Raw genomic sequence first — 19,489 nt, 5'->3', positions numbered from 1 at the left:
GGGGCAGGGCCAGGGGCGCCCCCCGAGGCGATTGTCCCGCGAACCGGCAAGATCGTTCCGGCGCCCTGTGGACAACCCGCCGGTGTGGACAACGTGGCCCCGCTCGACACCGGCCACCCGTCGGCGCCGGGCTGGGCGAGTTGTCCCCGCCCGGGGTCATCCTCGGAGCCGCAGGCCGCGAGGGGTGGCGCGGAAACCCGCCGCCTGCAACGCGTCCCGCAGCGGCGACGCATGCACCGATTCGCCGTCCGCCCGCTCCACCGACATCGCCCCGAGCGCCCCGGACCGCACCGAGCCCGCGAGGGCCTGCCCGGCCGCGATCAGCGCCTCCGGATCGTCGGCGAAGGACAGCAGCGTCCGCCCGCCCCGCTCCACGTAGAGCACCAGCTCTCCGCCGACGAGCACGACCAGCGCCCCCGCCTTGCGCCCGGCACGGTGCCCGGCTCTGGCGACCGGTTCCCCGTCGCCACTGTCCACGATCCGTTCGGGCCAGGGCAGCGCCGCGCCGTAGGGGTTGGCCGGGTCCGCCGCGGCCAGCACCAGCGCGGTCGTGCCGGCTCGTTTGGCCAGTTCGGCGGGCTCCGCCAGGGCGCGCAGCCGGTCCACGGCGCCCGGCACCGCGAACTGTGCCGCGCCGAGCCCCTCCACGAAGTAGCCGCGGCGGGCCGCCCCGCGCTCCTCCAGGGCGCTGAGCACCGGATAGACCGCGGCGAACCCACCGGTCACGCCCTCGGACATGACCGCGCCCCGGGTCACCACGCCGTGCCGTTCCAGCAGCAGGTCGGCGAGCGCGGCCGCGCGGCGGGTCGGGTCGAGGTCTCGTTCCGGCAGCCGGGACCAGCGGCCGGCCATGTTGAGCGGCCCGGTGCGGGACGGCATGGTGGCCCGGCCCGGCCGTCGGTACCGGCTGCGGGCCGGTGCGGCCTTGGCCTTGTGCGCGCCGCTGCCGCCGAGCAGCGCGCGCAGCGGGGCGAACGTGTCGTTCGTCAGGTGCCCGGCCCACACCAGATCCCACACCGCCGCGGCCAGTTCGGTGTCGTCGGTCGAGCCGGCCCTGTCCGAGAGTGATCGGAAGAACAGCGCTTGCCCGTCGCCGAGCGCGTCCAGCACGGCCTGGTGGGCGGGGGTGATCGCGAACTCCTCGTCCGGCGGGGGGAGCAGCAGTGGCGCACTGTCGGCATAGGCCAGCGTCACCCAGCCGTCGCCACCGGCGATCGACCCAGACCCGGCCCACAGCACCTCCCCGCTCCCGCACAGCTCGTCGAGCAGCGGCGGCGCGTAGTCGGCGACCCGCGCCGGCAGCACCAGCCGCTCCCAGGCCGAAGCCGGCACCGCCAGCCCCTGGACCTGCTCCAGCGCCGCGGCCAGCGCGTCCACCCCGCGGGCGTTGCCGCCCACCTGGTGCCAGCGCGGCAGGAACGCGGCCAGCGCCTTCGGCGGCACCGGCTCGATCTCCCGGCGCAGGGCGGCCAGCGAGCGCCGGCGCAGCATGCGCAGCACCTCGGCGTCACACCACTCGGTGCCCGCACCGTCGGGCGAGAACTCGCCGGAGGTGACCCGCCCGGTCGAGCCGAGCCGCTTGAGTGCCTGCTCGACCACGAAGACGCCCAGCCCGAACCGGGCCGCGCAGGTCGCCGCGAGGAACGGCCCGTGCGTCCTGGCGTAGCGCGCGACCAGGTCACCGAGCGGGTCGGCGACCGGCTCCAGATATGCCTCGGCGATACCGACAGGCAGCGCGACGCCGAGCGCGTCCCGATACCGCCCCGCGTCGTCGATGCCGATCCAGCGTTCCTCGCCGGCCACCCGGACCCTGATCGCCCGCCGGGTCGTCTCCAGCTGTTGGGCCCACTCCTCGGGCACGCCCCGCTCGGCCAGCTCGGCCGCGGAGAGATCGCCGAGCAGCCGGAGCAGCTCGGCGGCGTCCTCGGCGTCCCGGGGGGTGCGCTGCGTCGTACGCCACTGCAGTTGCGCCTCGGTCTCGGTGACCACCGCCGGGTCGAGCAGCTCCCGCAGGTCGACCCGGCCGAGCAGCTCGCCGAGCAGGGTCGCGTCCAGGGCGAGCGCGGCGGCGCGGCGCTCGGCCAGGGGCGCGTCACCCTCGTACAGGAAAGCGCCCACATAGCCGAAGAGCAGTGATCGTGCGAACGGTGAGGGCCGCGGGGTCTCCGTCTCGACCAGGCGCACCTTGCGGCCGCCGATCTCGCGCATCAGCCCGGTGAGGCCGGGCACGTCGAAGACGTCCTGCAGGCACTCGCGGGCCGCTTCCAGGGTGACCGGGAAGTCGGCGAACTCGCGCGCCACGTCGAGCAGTTGCGCCGAGCGCTGCCGCTGCTGCCAGAGCGGCTGGCGTCGGCGCGGGTCACGGCGCGGCAGCAGCAACGAGCGGGCCGCGCACTCCCGGAACCGGGACGCGAACAGCGCCGAGGTGCCCACCGACTCCTCGACGATCTGGGCGATCTCCTCCGGGTCGAAGGCGACCAGGTCTGCGCCGGGCGGCTCCTCCGCGGTGTCCGGCAGGCGGATCACGATGCCGTCGTCGGAGGGCATGACCTGGCCGTCCACCCCGTAGCGCTCGCCGAGCCGGCGGCCGATGGCCAGCGCCCACGGCGCGTTGACCTTGGCGCCGAGCACACAGTGCACGGTCATCCGCCAGTCGCCCAGCTCGTCGCGGAACCGCTCGACCACGATCGTCCGGTCGTCGGGCAGGTGCCGGGTGGCCTCGCGCTGCTCGCGCAGGTAGCTCACCAGGTTTCCGGCGGCCCACTCGTCCAGCCCGGACTCGCGCAGCGCTGTCGTCGCCTTCTCGTCACCGGCCTTGGCCAGCGCCCGCAGCCGCGCCCCGATCGCCCGGCCCAGCTCGATCGGCCGGCCCGGGGAGTCGCCCTTCCAGAACGGCATCCGCGCCGGGGCGCCGGGCGCGGGGGAGACCAGCACCCGGTCGGGCGTGATGTCCTCGATCCGCCAGGACGTCGAGCCGAGCAGGAAGACGTCGCCCACCCGGGACTCGTAGACCATCTCCTCGTCCAGCTCACCGACCCGCGAGGCCCGCTCGGAACCGGCCAGGAACACCCCGAACATGCCGCGGTCCGGAATGGTGCCGCCGCTGGTGACCGCCAGCCGCTGCGCCCCCGGGCGGCCGGTGAGCAGATCGGTGCCGCGATCCCAGACCAGCCGCGGCCGCAACTCGGCGAACGCGGTTGACGGATAGCGCCCGGAGAGCATGTCCAGCACTGCGTGCAGCGCCGACTCGGGCAGCTCGGCGAAGGGCGCGGACCGCCGGACCAGTGCCGCCAGTTCGTCGACCGGCCACGCGTCCAGCGCCACCATCGCGACCACCTGCTGGGCCAGCACGTCGAGCGGATTGCGGGGGTACCGCAGCTCCTCGATCGCGCCCGCACTCATCCGTTCCGCGACGACGGCGCAGGACAGCAGGTCACCGCGGTGTTTCGGGAACACGACGCCCCGCGAGACCGCGCCGACCTGATGCCCGGCCCGGCCGATGCGCTGCAGCCCGGCCGCGACCGTGGGCGGCGCCTCGATCTGCACGACCAGGTCGACAGCGCCCATGTCGATGCCGAGCTCCAGGCTCGAGGTGGCGACGACGGCCGGCAGCCGGCCGGACTTCAGCGCCTCCTCGATCTGTTTGCGCTCCTCGCGGGAGACGCTGCCGTGGTGCGCGCGGGCGACGACCGGTGGTGCGCCGGTGGTCGCTCCGGCCTGCGCCATCACCGCGGCCGGCATGCCGCCGTCGCCACTCGTGCGCCGTCGCGCCGGCATTCCCCCCGGCCCGGGCCCGCCGGGCGCCACCAGGTCGGCGTTTCCCCCAACCCCGTTTCCGGTACGCAAGAGGCCCGCCCCGCCGGCGCCCTGCCCCAGCCCGTGCGCGAAATGCAGATCGTCGCCCACGCCGGGACTCGGATTCCCGTGCGGGTCGCCCGAGGTGCCGCCCGGCTCCGTCGTACCCCCGAGGGGTAGGCCGTCAGGTCCTGTCCCTGGCGGGGAACCGGCGGAACTCTGCTGGAGAAGAGCCAGCTCAGCGCGCTCGGCGGACAGCTCGTTGAGCCGGGCGCAGAGCCGTTCCGCCCCGCGCCGGGAGTTGGTGAAGACGATCGTCGAGCGGTGTGCCTCGATCAGGTCGAGCACCCGCTCCTCGACGGCCGGCCAGATCGACGGCGTGTGCCGCCCGCCCTCCAGGTCGTCGGCGGGGGACTCGTCGAGCCGGGTCATGTCCTCGACCGGGACCTGGACGGTCACCTCGATCGTTTTCGCGCTGGGCGGCCGGACGATCTCCACGTGCTGGGAGCCACCGAGGAACCGCGCGGTCTCCTCGATCGGCCGCACGGTCGCGGACAGCCCGACCCGCTGCGCGGGGCGCTCCAGCAGCGCGTCCAGCCGCTCCAGCGAGAGTGCCAGGTGAGCGCCGCGCTTGGTGGCCGCGACCGCGTGCACCTCGTCGATGATCACCGTCTCGACGCCGCGCAGCGACTCCCGCGCGGCGGAGGTGAGCAGCAGGAACAGGGACTCCGGCGTGGTGATCAGAATGTCCGGCGGGGTGCGGGCGAAGCCGCGCCGCTCGTCGGCGGGCGTGTCGCCGGTCCGCATCCCGACGGTGATCTCCGGAGGCGGAAGGCCGAGCCGGCCCGCGGCCTGCCGGATGCCGGTGAGCGGCGCGCGCAGGTTGCGTTCCACGTCGACGGCCAGCGCTTTCAGCGGACTCACGTAGAGCACCCGGCAGCGGCGCCGGACCTGCTCGGGCACCGGCTCCCGGGCCAGCTTGTCGAGCGACCAGAGGAAGGCGGCCAGCGTCTTCCCGGAGCCGGTGGGGGCGACCACGAGCGCGTGGCGACCGGCCCCGATCGCCCGCCACGCGCCGTCCTGAGCTGCGGTGGGCGCGGCGAACGCGGCCGTGAACCACTCCCGGGTGGCCGGACCGAAGATATCGAGCACCTCTCGCACGCCATCCATCCTTCCCCGGGGGTACGACAAAAACCCGCACGCTGCGCCCGGGTGATCGTCGTTCCGCGGGTGGTCTGTACCTGATTATCCTGATGTCCGACGTGATGGGTGGTTGCCGATGGCGGTCAGGCAGATGCTCGTCGCAGGCCGGTACCGTCTTCTGGAACCGGTCGGCGCCGGGGGAATGGGCCGGGTCTGGCTGGCCCGCGATCAGATGCTGGATCGGGACGTCGCCGTCAAGGAGATCGTCCCGCCCGACTGGATGTCCGATGCCGAGAAGGACCGGCTGCACAGCCGGACCCTGCGTGAGGCACGCAGCGCGGCCCGGCTGACGCATCCGCACGTGGTCCGGGTCTACGACGTGGTGCACGCCGAGGGCCTGTCCTGGATCGTGATGGAGTATGTCGCGTCCCGGTCGCTCTACCAGGTGCTGACCACGAAGGGGCCGTACCGGCCGATCGAGGCCGCGCGGATCGGCCTGGCCGTGCTGGACGCGCTGACCGCGGCCCACCGCGCCGGGGTGCTGCACCGCGACGTCAAACCGCACAACGTACTGATTGCCAACGACGGCCGCGTGCTGCTGACCGATTTCGGCCTGGCCACGTTCGTCGACGACGGCATGATCACCACGCCCGGGCTGATCGTCGGCTCCCCGCAGTACGTGTCACCGGAGCGCGCCCGCGACGGTGCCTCCACCGTCGAGTCCGACCTGTGGTCGTTCGGGGCGACGCTGTACGCGACGGTGGAGGGGCAATCGCCGTACGCCCGGGACAGCGCGATGGCGACGCTGGCCGCCCTGGCGACCGAAGATCCTGATCCGCCTCTTCGGGCCGGGCCGCTCGCGCCGATCCTGGAGGGGCTTCTCCGGTACGAGCCGGGAGCGCGACTGAGTGCCGCGGAGGCCGAACGGCAGTTGCGGCTGGTGCTGGGGGAGGAGCCGGCCGGGCCGCCCCGTGACCCGGGCCCCGACCGGCCGGTCACCCGGCGGCCGCTCGCCGAGCCGGCCGCGGACACCACCGAGCAACTGGCCGGTACGGCTGATCTCGACACACCCAATCTGACCGAGTCTGATCAGCCTCTGGCGGCTGCGCTGCCGGTTCCGGCCGTCGTCCGGGCGATCTCCTCCGCTGTCGTGCCGGTCCAAGCCGGCCCCGGCCCGGCCGATGACGGCTCCGGCGTCGCGGGCTCCGATGCGGGCCCCGGCGCGGCGGGCTCCGATGTCGCGGGCTCCGGGACTCCGGAGTTCGGTGTCCCTGGATCAGCTGCCGCTCGCTCACATGCCGCTGATTCCGGCGTGCCCGGCGCCGAGGACGCGAAATCGGGGAAGGACGGCGACTCCGACGAGTGGTGGCATTCCCCGGACGAGGGTCGCAGCGGCGACGACCTCATCCGGAGCCGCTACATCGAAGGCACGTTCACGAGCGGCGTCCTGACGTGGGCCGGGGCGCACCGTGGCGCCGGAGCGAATCAGGGGCCGAGTCGCGCCGGCCCGTCCGGGCCTCGCCCGAACCGGCCACCCGCCGCCGCGGGACAGCCCGCGACCAGCGCGTCCGCGCGCCGGGGCAATCAGGTGCTGCTCCGCGCCATCCCCGCACCCCGGTCCCCGGTCTCCGGCCCGTTGCACTCGAACGAGCCGCCGCCGGGCCGCTGGACCCGCCGGCAGCGGCCGGTGAACCGGGTACGCACCCGGCTGGTCATCGCCGGTCTGCTCGCGACGGTCCTGGTCGTGGGCGGCCTGCTGGGTGCCCGCCTGATCGCCCGCGAGGACTCCGCGCCGCAGGTGGTCAAGTCGCCGGCCCCGTCGCTGTCGGTCTCCTCGTCCCTGTCGCGGGCGTCGCCCTCCCGTGCCTCCCCGTCGCGGTCGGTCCCCGCGTCGCCGCTGGCGGCCGGTTTCTCGCCGGTCGTCTGTGACGTGCGCCCGCCGTCCCGGGTCCCGGTCGCCCCGAAGGAGGACGCCGCCCGGGGGGTCAACGGCTGGGAGTTGCAGACCGGCTGGTCGTACTTCACCGACGGCACCGGATTCCACCTCCCGGTCCCGGACGGCTGGTCGTATCAGCGGATCGGCACCACCTACTGCTTCCGTGACCCGCGCGGCGCCCGGGTGCTGAGCCTGGACGTCGCGCGTCCCGCCGGGGCCGACCCGCAGGAGGGCTGCCGGGCCGAGGAGCGCCGGTTACGGCGGTCCGGCCGGGTCCGCGACTACACACCGATCACGATCTCCCCGGTGGACCTCCTGCACGCGGCCGCCGACTGGGACTACCGCTACCGCACCGCAGCGGGAGTGCTCCGCCGCGCCACCACCAGGTGGTTCGTCGCCGGGGCCCGTGCCTATGCCCTGGGCTGGGCCACTCCCGAGAGGGCCTGGGCCGGCGAGCTCGGCAAGATCGAGATGGTTCGCGCCACCTTCTACACCGACACCCCGCCCGCCGGCCTCACCCGCGATTGACCCCGTCAGGCTGGGCCGGAGGTCAGTTCGAGTCGCAGTGGCCGACTCGATACCGACGTCAGCTCAAGGTGGCGGTGGCCGGCTCGATGCCGGAGCCGACGAACAACGCGCCCGGCACGGGTCGCGCCTCTTCCCGGCCTGATCAACTTGCGGCGAGGCGGTCACGCAGACGCTGAGCCGCGGCCGGCCACTCGTCCGCCGTCATCGCGAACACCACGGTGTCCCGCAGGCTGCCGTCGGGCCGCGGCCGCTGGCTGCGGATCACCCCGTCCCGGCTCGCGCCGAGCCGGGCGATCGCGCGCTGCGACCGCTCGTTGCGAATGTCCGTGTACCAGAAGACCTTGACCGCGCCGAGCACGTCGAAGGCGCGCTCCAGCAGCAACAGCTTCGCCTCGGTGTTGACCCCGGAACGCCACCACTTGCGACCGAGCATGGTGTGCCCGATCCCGAGCGTGCGCCGGTCGGGGTCGACGTCGTGAAACGTCGTGATGCCCATCACGGTGCCGGTCGCCGGGTCGACCTGCGCCCAGCCCGAGCGGTCGCCGCGCCACTGCCCGCGGATCACCTCGGCGATGTCGGCCGCGACGTCCTCCACGGTGCGGGCCTGCGGCATCGGGATGTACCGCCAGATCTCCTCGTCGTCCAGCGCCTCGAACATCCCGGGCGCGTGCGCGGGCGACAGCGGCTCCAGCCGGACGTGCCGGCCCTCCAGCAGGACCGGGGTCTGCCACTCGGTCGCCGGGTTGCCCGGCAGGTAGGCCGGCGGCGGCACGGCGACGCCCGGCGCGGTCTCCGGCGGGCCGGCGACGCGGTGGATCGGCAGCACCCCGGCCCAGTGCGGCAGGCCGAGGTCGGTCTCGTCGTCGAGCACCCCGCCGGATCGGGCCCGCACCGAGACCTCGGCCAGGGGCAGCGCGAGCACGCCGGTCTGCGCCATCTCCTGCTTCGTCGGCGGCCGGCTCTCCGCGGTGCGGCCGGCGCCGGTCTTCTCCACCAGCGCCCGCATGGCCTCGGCCTTCTCCGCCGGGTCGGTGACCGGGCGGGCGACGCCGAGGGCGACCACCGAACGGTAGTTGGCGCTGTGGTGGAACTGGGAACGCCCGTAGACCAGGCCGTCGAGCAGGGTCACGCTGACGCAGACCGGGATGCCGTCGCCCCGGGCGGCCAGCGCCATCCGGCCGCCGGTGGAGCCGTGCAGATAGAGCGTCTCGCCGACGCGGACGTGCAGAGTGGGCAGCACGCGGGGCTCGCCGTCCACCACGAAGCCGACCGCGCAGTCGAACGCCTCGTCGAGAATGGCGTGTGCCTTGTCGCGCTCGTAGTGCATCCGCTCGCGGGTGCGGGTCGCTGTGGTGCGGTGGGTAGCGGCGTAGACATCGGTCATCAGGACCTCCCCGGTAGCGCTGTTCCCGTTGCGCTGAAGCTTGTACTAGTACATAATCTGTGCTGTGGCAGAACAATATCAGGTCAGTGGGGAGACCGCCGCCGAGATCTCGGCGAGCATCGAGGCGGGTGTGGTCCGGGGCGACTGGGTCTTCGGCGCCGCGCTGCCGCCCGTGCGGGTGCTTGCCGGCGCCCTGCACGTCAGTCCGGCCACGGTCGCCAAGGCGTATCAGGAGCTGCGGCATCGCGGTGTCGTGGAGACCGAGGGCCGACGCGGCACCCGGATCCGGGGCCGGCCCCCGGTGGCGTCGTCACGGTCGGCGCTGCACCTGGCCGTTCCGGCAAATGTCCTCGATCTCTCTTCCGGTGAGCCGGATCTGCGGCTTCTGCCACCGCTGGGGCCGGCTCTGCACGCGATCGCCGACAGCATCGGGCCCCCGCAGGGCTACACGTCCGCGGTGACCATGCCGGAGCTGGTCGAGGCGGCCCGCGCACGTCTGCTCGATCACGGCGTTCCGGTCGAGGGGGCGGCGATCACGGTCACCGGCAGCACGCTCGACTCGATCGAGCGCCTGCTCACCGCCCACCTCCGGCCGGGTGACGCGGTCGCCGTCGAGGATCCGGGCTGGGCGAACATGCTGGATCTGATCGCCGCGCTGGGCATGCGCGTGCTGCCCGTCGAGATGGACGATCAGGGGCCGGCGCCGGAGTCGCTGGCCGCCGCGCTGCACGCCGGCGCGCGTGCCGTGATGATCACCGTGCGCGCGCAGAACCCGACCGGCGCGATGGTCAGCGCCGCGCGGGCCGGTGAGCTGCGGGGGCTGCTCGCCGAGCATCCGGAGGTCCTGCTGGTGGAGGATGATCACGCCGCCGAGCTGGCCGTCGAGCCGCCGCACGTGATCGGCCCGGTGACCAGATGGTGGGCCTTCGTCCGGTCCGCGTCGAAGCCGTTCGGTCCCGACCTGCGCATCGCCGTGCTGGCCGGCGACGAGACGTCGGTGGCCCGGGTCGCCGGCCGGATGCGGATCGGCACGGGCTGGGTGTCGACGGTCTCCCAGCGGCTGCTGCTGCGGCTCTGGCGGGACGCCGGGGTCACCGGCTGGATCGCGGAAGCCGCCCGGTCGTACGGGACTCGCCGGGCCGCCCTGATCGACCTGCTCCGCGAGCACGGCGTCCCGGCGTCCGGCGCGGCCGGCATCAACGTCTGGGTCCCGGTGCCGGACGAGACCCACGCGGTCGCCGCTCTGCGTGACGCGGGTTACGCGGTGGCGCCGGGCGCCCGGTTCCGGGTCGCCTCGCCGCCCGGTGTCCGGATCACGGTCAGCCCGCTGGACGTGCCGGATCTTCCCGCCCTGGCGCGGGCGGTGACGGCGGCGGCCCGTCCGGCCGGCGGCATCGTGATGCGGTGACCTTCTGGACGGGTGAGCCCGGTCGGCGGCATCGTGATGCGGTGATCCTCCGGACGGGTGAGGCCGGTCGGCGTGACGTCCGCCATCGCGGGTAGAACGGAGGAATGCCGAGGACCGGAGCGCCGCCCGGCGCGCAGCAGTGGGTGCCGCCGCACCCGGACAGCATCGACGAGCTCAAACAGGCCGCCGCCGATTGCCACGGCTGTGAGCTGCGCGAGCCTGCGACGCAGACGGTCTTCGGCCGGGGCGCTCCGAACGCGAAGATCGTTTTCGTCGGCGAGCAGCCCGGCGACGTCGAGGACCAGAAGGGCCTGCCGTTCGTCGGCCCGGCCGGACGTCTGCTGCGCGACGCGGTGGACGACGCCGGAATCGACCCCTCCGACCTCTACATCACCAATGCGGTGAAGCACTTCCGTTTCGAGCTGCGCGGGTCGAGGCGGATCCATCAGTCGCCCGGCCCGGCGCACATCACCGCCTGCCGTCCCTGGCTGGTCGCCGAGTTCTCGCTGCTCAAGCCGGAGCTGGTGGTGATCCTCGGGGCAACCGCCGGCAAGGCGCTGCTGGGGCCCTCGTTCCGGGTCAACCGGTCCCGCGGTCAGCTGATGCCCTGGCCGGGGTCGGCCCAGCACCCGGAGGACTTCCCGGTCGCCGACATCAAGGCGCTGGCCACGATCCACCCGTCAGCCGTGCTGCGGGCGGACAACCGGGACATCGCCTATCAGGGTCTGGTCGACGACCTGAAAATCGCCGCCGAGGCGGTTGCGGCCTGAGATTCGCGGGATGAGCCGCGGCCGCATCGTGTCCTTTCGACGCCCTTGGCTTGAAGTGCCACACGTCACAAACAGATTCGGCCGGCTCTCGCGGAACGAGCCGATGCGCACCGGCGTGGGTACGCTCGTGGCGTGCGATTGACGGACTTCTGGGGGCGCCTTGAACAGGCGTTCGGGGCTGCCTATGCCCGCAGCATCGCGGCCGATCACGCCTTCGCCGAGCTGGGTGACCGCACCATCGACGAGGCCATCGCGCACGGTGTCGAGACAATTACGATCTGGCGTGCCGTGGTGGCCGCCTACCCCGATCGGGTGCCGTCCCGGCTGCGCTGAGCCATTTTTCGTACGCTTGTTCTGGCGTGTCGCTCGATGTCGTACAAGTGTTCGGCTATTGTCCACAGCGGCTCGGCCATCCACAGCCCTCGGTAGGGCGGAGGATTTTTGTCATACCCACCGCATACCGTGTCGGCCGTGGCGAAGAACGCGAAGTCCAATACAGGGGTGGCAGCAATGGTGGCAGCACCGGACCGGGAAAAGGCGCTCGAACTGGCGCTGGCACAGATCGACAAGCAGTTCGGCAAGGGCTCCGTGATGCGGCTCGGGGAGCGGCCGGTCGTGCAGACCGCCGTCATCCCGACCAGCTCCATCGCGCTCGACGTGGCGCTCGGCGTCGGCGGCCTGCCGCGCGGCCGGGTCATCGAGGTCTACGGGCCGGAGTCCAGCGGTAAGACCACCGTCGCGCTCCACGCGGTGGCCAACGCGCAGAAGGCCGGCGGCACCGCGGCGTTCATCGACGCCGAGCACGCGCTCGACCCGGACTACGCCCGGGCGCTCGGAGTCGACACCGACGCCCTGCTGGTCTCCCAGCCGGACACCGGTGAGCAGGCGCTGGAGATCGCGGACATGCTGATCCGCTCCGGCGCGATCGACGTCATCGTCATCGACTCGGTCGCCGCGCTGGTGCCGCGCGCCGAGATCGAGGGTGAGATGGGTGACAGCCACGTCGGTCTGCAGGCCCGGCTGATGAGCCAGGCGCTGCGGAAGATCACCGGCGTGCTCAGCAACACCGGCACGACCGCGATCTTCATCAACCAGCTCCGCGAGAAGATCGGCGTCATGTTCGGCTCGCCGGAGACGACGACCGGTGGTCGCGCGCTGAAGTTCTACGCGTCGGTCCGGCTCGACATCCGCCGCATCGAGGCTCTGAAGGACGGCACCGACGTCGTCGGCAACCGCACCCGCGTCAAGGTCGTGAAGAACAAGGTCGCGGCGCCGTTCAAGCAGGCCGAGTTCGACATCATGTATGGCAAGGGCATCTCGCGTGAGGGCTCGCTGATCGACGTCGGCGTCGAGCAGAGCATCATCCGCAAGTCCGGCGCCTGGTACACGTATGACGGCGACCAGCTCGGCCAGGGCAAGGAGAAGGCGCGGGAGTTCCTCAAGGAAAACCCGGACGTCGCCGCCGAGATCGAGAAGAAGATCCTGGAGAAGCTCGGCGTCGGGCAGACCACCGGGGACGCCGCGAGTGGCCCCGAGCTGCCGCCGGTCGACTTCTGATCGGGTCGAGCGCGATGGCCGGGCGACGTGGTGCGCGGTCCGGGCGCGGGTGGGATGCCATCCCGCCCCGGGCCGGCACCGACCAGCCGGATGGCGGGACCCCGGGCGAGCCCGCCCGGGGAGAGTCCCGGCGCGGCGCGCCGGCCCAGCCGGCGCAGACCGAGTCCGAGCGGGCGCGCGAGATCTGTCTACGCCAGCTGGCGACCCGCCCGCGGACCAGGGCGGAACTGGCCAAGGCGCTGGCCCGTAAGGAGATCTCCGAGGAGGTCATCTCCGAGGTCCTGGATCGTTACGACGAGGTCGGCATCATCGACGACGCGGCGTTCGCCCGGGCCTGGGTGTCCAGCCGGCATCACGGTCGTGGTCTCGCCCGCCGTGCGCTCGCCAACGAGCTGCGGCAGCGCGGGGTGGATGCGGAGGTGGCGAGCGAGGCGCTGGAGTCCGTCGACGACGAGTCGGAGGCGGAGACCGCCCGGGCCCTCGTCGACCGCAAGCTGCGAACGGCCACCGGCACCCCCGAGGCGATCTTCCGGCGACTCGTCGGCATGCTCGCCCGCAAGGGCTATCCGGCGGGCATCGCCATCCGCGCGGTGAAGGACGCTCTGGCCGCCCGGGATGAGGAGGCCGCCGAGTTCGCCGACGACGTGGACGCCGACGCGCTGGCCGACCAGGCCGATCCACTCGCCTGACACCACGATCCCGGCAGACGGCAGACGGCAGACGGTCGGCAGACAATCGGCGGTGACCAGCCCGCCCTCGGCGCTGATCAGCCTGCCTGTCAGCGGTGATCTGCCTGCCTTCGGCGATGACGAGCTCGCCCTTGGCGGTCATCAACCTGCCCTGGCGGTGATCGGTCCGTTCCCGCGGTGACCAACCTGCCCTCGGCCGTGATCGGCTGTTCCCGCGGTGACCAGCCCGTCCCCCGGCGGGTGAACTCGCCGAAGCGCCGCCTGGCGACGCGCAGCCGGCCGAGTTGATCCCGAGATCCTGACGGGTGTCCCGAGGGACGCGGCCCCGGATCAATGTTCACGTTCCCATCTGCTGAGCAGAGAGCGGACCAAGATTGCCCATGGTTGCGCTTTGTAACAAGTGCCCATGAGCGGAACGAAACCGATCCTGATCCTCTCGGACCCGGTCAAGCCGACGCCTCGAGCCGCCCACCGGCCCCGGAGAGCCGCGGCGACGCAACCGGCGACGCGGCATTGGTGACGATCTCAGGTCATCGGACCGATATAGTCCCTGAGATGAGCGAATCCACCCGTTCGCCGGGAACTTCCGGATCGGTGTCAGCCGACCCGGTGAAGGTCACGCTCGGTGGAGTGGGCACCCGGCGGCCGAGGCGGGAAACAATGGTGTGAAGCCTCCCGGCGGAAGTGCTCGATGTTACGGCACGTCGGAAATATCCGGGCGATATCGTGAGCTGGGCGTAAGCACGTCTGTGCCCTACGTCCTATCCGCTGCCGAATCATGAGTCCTTGACCGAAGCGGTACTCGCGACCTAGCCTCGCGTTACACAAGGTTTGCTCGACCATCGCAGGCAACACACACAACATAGATCGCATTACATTACGGCATCACTTGACGGGTTCGCCCCGCCGGAGGGTGCCGCAGACGTCGCCTACCGCTGACCGCGCGGCAGGCGGTGAGACATACCGGCGGTCGACCCCACAACTCCACACACCCTCTGATCCGAGCCATCAGCAGCCGACCCGGAAGCGAACTCCGGCGGACCCGACGGACAAGATTTCGTCACCCTCCGTCAGTGATCGCGAGCCAGTCTGGCCCTCGCCCGCAGCGAGAGCCGACCGGTGACGGGCCGCAAGGTTCCAGGGACGCCAAGACGGCGAAGGGCACGACCGGCAGCCGCGGAAACTCACGACGCCGGCCGTTCAGCTCCGGCCGGACCGGGCGGTTCGGCCCCTGCCGGCCGGCGACGCGGAACCGCGCGAAGCTGGGCGACCGGGACCGCCGGTCGCCACCGCAGGCCCGTGCCACCCAGCTTCGCGGAACCTCGTGAAGCCGGGCGACCGGACCGTCGGCCGCCACGCAGGCCCGTGCCACCCTCGGGGGCACGGCGCTGAAGGCATGCCGGAACCGGCCGCCGTGGCACCGGAACATGCCGCGGCGACACCTGCGTGAACGGATCCAGAGGAACGACGAACCGGCCGGAGCGGCGCAAGCCGTGCCGGAATCCCGGTCGGAGAAGCCGGAACAGGCGGCGACCGGCCTCTCCGAGAGGCGAAGCTGGTAGTCGTTAGGGCGGAGCGTGTGAGCCGGTCATCTGCCTTGGTCGGGCATCCCGCAGAGAGCCCGCGCGCGTGCACACCGCGCCGGCGGCGAAGGGAGACGCGGCGAGATGGCCCCCCAGTACTGGGTGCTCGTAGTAGCAATCGTCGTGCTCGCCGTGTCGGTGATCGTCGGCCTGACGCTGGGCGCCCGTGCGCTGCGTCAGTTCCGGACCGACCGGCAGGACGCCCAGGATCGGCAGGATCAGGAGGTCGGCGTCGCCCAGGCGAAGGTTGCCGACGCGAACGCCAAGGCCGCCTCGGTGCGTGCCGAGGCCGCTGCCGCGAAAGCCGAAGCCGCCGCTGCCCGCGCCGAAGCCCGTCGCGTGCTGGAGACCGCGCACAGCGAGGCCGACACGATCCTGGAGCACGCCCACCGCCAGGCCGAGGCCGACGCCGAGCAGGTGCGCACCGCCGCCCGCCGGTCCGGTGAGCGCGAGATCGCCCTGCTCAACGCGACGGTGAAGGAGCAGTCCGCGGAGGTCGAGCGCCGCGCCGCCCGGATCGACGAGCGGGAGCGGCTGCACTCGGAGGAGGTGGAGCGCCTGGTCCAGCGGGAGCGCCGGCTCGGTGCTCTGGAGTCCGAGCTGGCCAGGCGTGAGGCGAGCCTCAAGAGCCGGGAGTCCGCGATCGAGGCGGCGGAGGAGGCGAAACGCCGCGAGCTGGAGCGCATCGCCGGCCTCACCGTGGACACGGCGAAGACGGAGCTGATCGAGTCGATCGAGGGCCAGGCCAAGCGTGAGGCGGCGATCCTGGTCCGGGACATCGAGCAGGACGCGCGGAACACCGCCGACACCCGCGCCCGGCACATCGTGGTCGACGCCATTCAGCGGATCGCCAGCGAGCAGACCGCGGAGAGCGTGGTCAGCGTGCTGCACCTGCCGAGCGACGAGATGAAGGGCCGGATCATCGGCCGCGAGGGCCGCAACATCCGGGCGTTCGAGTCGACCACCGGCGTCAATCTGATCATCGACGACACCCCCGAGGCGGTGCTGCTCTCCTGCTTCGACCCGGTCCGCCGCGAGGTGGGCCGGCTCACGCTGGAGAAACTGGTGCTGGACGGCCGGATTCACCCGCACCGGATCGAGGAGGTCTTCGACAGCGCGAAGAACGAGGTGGAGCGGCTCTGTGACCGCGCCGCCGAGGAGGCGCTGGTCGACGTCGGCATCACCGACATCCACCCGGAGCTGACCAAGCTGCTGGGCCGCCTGCGGTACCGGACGAGTTACGGCCAGAACGTGCTCAAGCACCTGGTCGAGACCGCGCACATCGCCGGGATCATGGCCGCTGAGCTGGGGCTGAACACCAAGACGATGAAGCGTGCGGCCTTCCTGCACGACATCGGCAAGGCGCTGACCCACGAGGTCGAGGGCAGTCACGCGCTGATCGGCGCCGACGTGGCCCGCAAGTACGGCGAGCACGAGGACATCGTCCACGCCATCGAAGCGCATCACAACGAGGTGCCGCCGCAGACCATCGAGGCGGTTCTGACCCAGGCGTCGGACGCCTGCTCCGGGGGCCGGCCGGGCGCTCGGCGGGAGAGCCTGGAGGCGTACGTCAAGCGTCTGGAGCGGATCGAGGAGATCGCCGGCGGCAAGCTCGGCGTCGAGAAGGTCTTCGCGATGCAGGCCGGCCGCGAGATCCGGGTCATGGTCCGCCCGGACGACATCGACGACATCGGCGCGGCGGTCCTCGCCCGCGACGTCGCGAAGCAGATCGAGGAGGAGCTGACCTACCCCGGCCAGATCCGGGTCACGGTCGTCCGCGAGTCCCGGGTCACCGAGTTGGCCCGCTGAGACCCAGAAGATCCCGATTTTGTACGACGGGTGCCAGGCCCCCGCGCCCCGTCCCATCGCGCCCGTGCCGTCACTCCCGTGATGACGCGACGCTCAGGGGGGCTCACAACGCCAGCCCGGCGCTCCCCGCTGTCCCGGAGCGGCTGGCGCTGACGGCTGTTCCGGAGTCCCGTTACAGCCGTCACCGCCAGCCGGGCGCCGCCAGCCGTCAGCGCCAGCCGGCAACCGAGTGTCAGCCGACAACCGAGTGTCGGCCCGGCGAGGAGTGTCAGCCGACAAGCCAGTGTCAGCCGACGAGTGTCAGACCTGCCGGCCGACGTCGTTCAGGGGGATCGGCTTCGCCGCCGTGGTCCGCACCCTCGTCAACCGCCGCTGCAGCCACCACGCGCAGGCCGACAGCAGCCCGCAGATCCCGATGTACATGGCCGCCACCACGAGGTACGCCGGCACGTACGGGAACCCGAACGCCAGCCGCCCACCGATCGTCTTCCCGACGGTCAGCAGCTCCGGGTACGTGATGATGAACCCGAGCGCGGTGTCCTTGAGCAGCACCACGAGCTGGCTGACGATGGCCGGCAGCATCGACCGGATCGCCTGGGGCAGCAGGATCATCCGCAGCACCTGGCCCTTGCGCAGCCCGATCGCGTACGCAGCCTCGGTCTGCCCGCGCGGCACCGCGTTGACCCCGGCCCGGAAGATCTCGGCGAGCACCGAGCCGTTGTACAGCGTCAGACCGACGACCAGCGCCCACAGGTTGCTGATCGACCAGCCGTACTGCAGGGGCACGTAGTACCCGAAGAAGATCAGGATGAGCAGCGGGATGGCCCGGAACAGCTCGACCACCGCGCTCGACGGCACGCGCAGGATCCGGTGGTCGCTGAGCCGCCCGGCCGCGAAGACCGCGCCGAAGAGCAGCGCCAGCACGGTCGCGATCCCGGCCGCCTTGAGGGTTGCCAGCAGCCCGTTGAGCAGCTCCGTCTGAACGGCCTGATACTCGAACTGCACCCAGCGCCGCTGCTCGAACTGCCCGGTCGCGTTGAACCGGTAGATCACCCAGGCGATCAACCCGACGATTGCCAGGCTGGCCAGCACACCGATGATCAGATTGCGCCGGCGACCCCGCGGCCCAGGCAGGTCGTAGAGAACCGAAGAGCTCATCGCGCCACCGCCAGCTTGCGTTCGAGGACCCGCTGCAGCAGTACCAGCGGGGTGATCAGGACCAGGAAGCCGATGGCGATCCAGAGCAGCACGTAGAACTGCGGCTCACCGAACTCGGCCATGTAGGCGGGGATGGCCCCGGCCTCCACCACCGAGAAGCCGGCGGCCACGGTGGTGTTCTTCAGCATCGCGATCATGACGCTCATCAGCGGCGGCACCATGGCCCGCAACGCCTGCGGCAGCACCACCTCGAGGAGCACCTGCCCGAACGAGAGGCCCAGCGCCCGTGCCGCCTCGGCCTGCCCGGGGGCGACCGTGTTGACGCCGGAGCGGACCACCTCACAGATGAAGGCGGCGGTGTACACGGTGAGCGCGACCGCCGCGGCCGTGAAGTAGTCGAAGTTGACGTCGAGCTTCGGGGCGGCGAAGACCAGGAACGCGAAGACCAGCGTGAGTGGTGTGTTGCGCACGATGTTGACGTACGTCGCGCCGAACCAGCGCAGCGCCGGGATCGGCGAGACCCGGAACGCGCCGAGCAGGACGCCCAGCACGAGGCAGCCGACGCCGGCGATCAGGAACAGCTTCACCGTGTTGCCGAAGCCCTGGCCGAACAGGCTCCAGTGGTCTGTCAGTACGTTCAGGAACTCCGTCATGCCCCGTCCCAGTAAACAGCGGAGGACTCACCGGCCGGGGCCGAGCGGAAAGTTCCGCCCGGCCCCGGTTCCAGCGATGTGGATCAGTAACGCTCGACGGCCGGCGCGGTGGCCGGCGAACCCGACCTGCCCAGCGTGCCGTCGTAGATCTTCTGCCAGGTGCCGTCCTTGAACGCGGCCTCCAGCTGGGTGTTGACGTAGTCCCGCAGGGCCTTGTCGTCGTGCGGCAGGCCGATGCCGTACTTCTCGGTGCTGAACGGCTTGCCGACGACCTTCAGGTCGGTGGAGTTCTGCGCGGCGTAGCCCTTGAGGATCGCGTCGTCGGTGGTGACGGCGTCGACCTTCTTGTCGAGCAGCTGCGAGACACACTCGGAGTACGTCTTGAACTCGACGATGTTCTCCGGCTCGGTCAGCTTCTCGTCCTTGACCCGCTGGATCGGGGTCGAGCCGGTGGCCGAGCAGACCTTCTTGCCCTTGAGGGTGTCCTTGCCGGTGATCGCCGACTCGTCCTTGCGGACCAGCAGGTCCTGGCCGGCCACGAAGTACGGCCCGGCGAAGGCGATGTCAGCCTTGCGCTTGTCGGTGATCGAGTAGGTGCCGACGTAGTAGTCGACCTCCCCGCCCTTGATCGCCGTCTCGCGGTTGGCCGACGGGATCTCCTTGTACTCGATCTTCGCGGGGTCGATGCCCAGCTTGGACGCGACGTACTGGGCGATCTCGATGTCGAAACCGCACCGCTTGCCGGAGGTGTCCTTGTAGCCCAGGTTCGGCTGGTCGAACTTGACGCCGACCACGACCTTGTTTGCCGACTTGATCTTGTCGAAGGTGGTGCTGCCCGCGACCGCCGCGGCGCTGTCTGCGGTGAACGTCGCCCCGGACGGCTTGCAGGTGTCGGAGACGGCGGCCCCGCTGGCGTTGCTGTCGCCGCTGGCCGTAGGGGTCCCCTCTTTGCCGCACGCGGTCAGCGTGAAGGCGAATGCCGCAGCGGTGGCGAACACCGCTGCCCGCTTCATGCCCATGATCAACTCTCTCCTCTGCTCCAGTGACGAACTGGAATCGGCTTGGGGGCCGGTCAT

General features: G+C 71.7%; 13 protein-coding genes. 8 read left to right on the top strand and 5 right to left on the bottom strand.

Features of this window, described 5'->3' with window-relative positions; translation table 11 throughout:
• Positions 1 to 156: 156 nt before the first annotated feature.
• On the bottom strand, positions 157 to 4,965 hold the full coding sequence (locus tag Acy02nite_RS26485) for an Lhr family helicase (protein ID WP_203745183.1): 4,809 nt from the start codon (positions 4,963 to 4,965) through the stop codon (positions 157 to 159).
• 109 nt (positions 4,966 to 5,074) lie between these two features.
• Here Acy02nite_RS26485 and Acy02nite_RS26480 point away from each other — a divergent pair, with 109 nt between their 5' ends.
• Entirely contained in the window at positions 5,075 to 7,402 is a 2,328-nt protein-coding gene (locus Acy02nite_RS26480; protein ID WP_203745181.1) for a serine/threonine-protein kinase, read from the top strand.
• A 142-nt stretch (positions 7,403 to 7,544) separates the two neighbouring features.
• On the opposite strand, the gene Acy02nite_RS26475 is transcribed toward Acy02nite_RS26480, so the two are convergent.
• The gene (locus tag Acy02nite_RS26475; protein WP_203745179.1) at positions 7,545 to 8,786 is read right to left on the bottom strand and encodes a bifunctional pyridoxamine 5'-phosphate oxidase family protein/GNAT family N-acetyltransferase; all 1,242 of its coding nucleotides are present in this window, start codon (positions 8,784 to 8,786) and stop codon (positions 7,545 to 7,547) included.
• A gap of 64 nt (positions 8,787 to 8,850) precedes the next feature.
• Here Acy02nite_RS26475 and Acy02nite_RS26470 point away from each other — a divergent pair, with 64 nt between their 5' ends.
• From Acy02nite_RS26470 to rny, 7 genes are all read left to right on the top strand, one after another.
• A complete protein-coding gene (locus Acy02nite_RS26470; RefSeq protein ID WP_203745177.1) occupies positions 8,851 to 10,194 on the top strand; it encodes an aminotransferase class I/II-fold pyridoxal phosphate-dependent enzyme in 1,344 nt (447 codons plus the stop codon).
• A 104-nt stretch (positions 10,195 to 10,298) separates the two neighbouring features.
• Positions 10,299 to 10,964, top strand: coding sequence for a UdgX family uracil-DNA binding protein (locus Acy02nite_RS26465; protein WP_203745175.1), 666 nt, complete (start codon positions 10,299 to 10,301; stop codon positions 10,962 to 10,964).
• Positions 10,965 to 11,096: 132 nt separating this feature from the next.
• Positions 11,097 to 11,297 carry a DUF3046 domain-containing protein gene (locus Acy02nite_RS26460; protein ID WP_203745173.1) on the top strand — a complete coding sequence of 67 codons (201 nt, stop codon included), beginning with the start codon at positions 11,097 to 11,099 and terminating at the stop codon, positions 11,295 to 11,297.
• Positions 11,298 to 11,474: 177 nt separating this feature from the next.
• Positions 11,475 to 12,521 carry a recombinase RecA gene (gene recA / locus Acy02nite_RS26455; RefSeq protein WP_203745171.1) on the top strand — a complete coding sequence of 349 codons (1,047 nt, stop codon included), beginning with the start codon at positions 11,475 to 11,477 and terminating at the stop codon, positions 12,519 to 12,521.
• A 14-nt stretch (positions 12,522 to 12,535) separates the two neighbouring features.
• Positions 12,536 to 13,210: a regulatory protein RecX gene (locus Acy02nite_RS26450; protein ID WP_203745169.1), complete on the top strand. Its 675-nt coding sequence runs from the start codon at positions 12,536 to 12,538 to the stop codon at positions 13,208 to 13,210.
• Positions 13,211 to 13,262: 52 nt separating this feature from the next.
• On the top strand, positions 13,263 to 13,391 hold the full coding sequence (locus tag Acy02nite_RS47270; RefSeq protein WP_264653321.1) for a hypothetical protein: 129 nt from the start codon (positions 13,263 to 13,265) through the stop codon (positions 13,389 to 13,391).
• 1,486 nt (positions 13,392 to 14,877) lie between these two features.
• Positions 14,878 to 16,602: a ribonuclease Y gene (gene rny / locus Acy02nite_RS26445; protein WP_203745167.1), complete on the top strand. Its 1,725-nt coding sequence runs from the start codon at positions 14,878 to 14,880 to the stop codon at positions 16,600 to 16,602.
• Between the two features lie 300 nt (positions 16,603 to 16,902).
• On the opposite strand, the gene Acy02nite_RS26440 is transcribed toward rny, so the two are convergent.
• The 3 genes from Acy02nite_RS26440 to Acy02nite_RS26430 all read right to left on the bottom strand — a co-directional run bounded on the left by Acy02nite_RS26440 (position 16,903) and on the right by Acy02nite_RS26430 (position 19,432).
• A complete protein-coding gene (locus Acy02nite_RS26440; protein ID WP_203745165.1) occupies positions 16,903 to 17,760 on the bottom strand; it encodes an amino acid ABC transporter permease in 858 nt (285 codons plus the stop codon).
• Entirely contained in the window at positions 17,757 to 18,413 is a 657-nt protein-coding gene (locus Acy02nite_RS26435; protein WP_203745163.1) for an amino acid ABC transporter permease, read from the bottom strand. The genes Acy02nite_RS26440 and Acy02nite_RS26435 overlap by 4 nt, the downstream gene beginning before the upstream one ends.
• An 83-nt stretch (positions 18,414 to 18,496) precedes the next feature.
• Entirely contained in the window at positions 18,497 to 19,432 is a 936-nt protein-coding gene (locus tag Acy02nite_RS26430; RefSeq protein WP_203745161.1) for a glutamate ABC transporter substrate-binding protein, read from the bottom strand.
• Positions 19,433 to 19,489 lie beyond the last annotated feature (57 nt).

Source organism: Actinoplanes cyaneus, assembly GCF_016862095.1.
In the GTDB taxonomy this organism is placed as follows: domain Bacteria; phylum Actinomycetota; class Actinomycetes; order Mycobacteriales; family Micromonosporaceae; genus Actinoplanes; species Actinoplanes cyaneus.
This window is presented reverse-complemented; position numbering and strand designations above follow the sequence as displayed.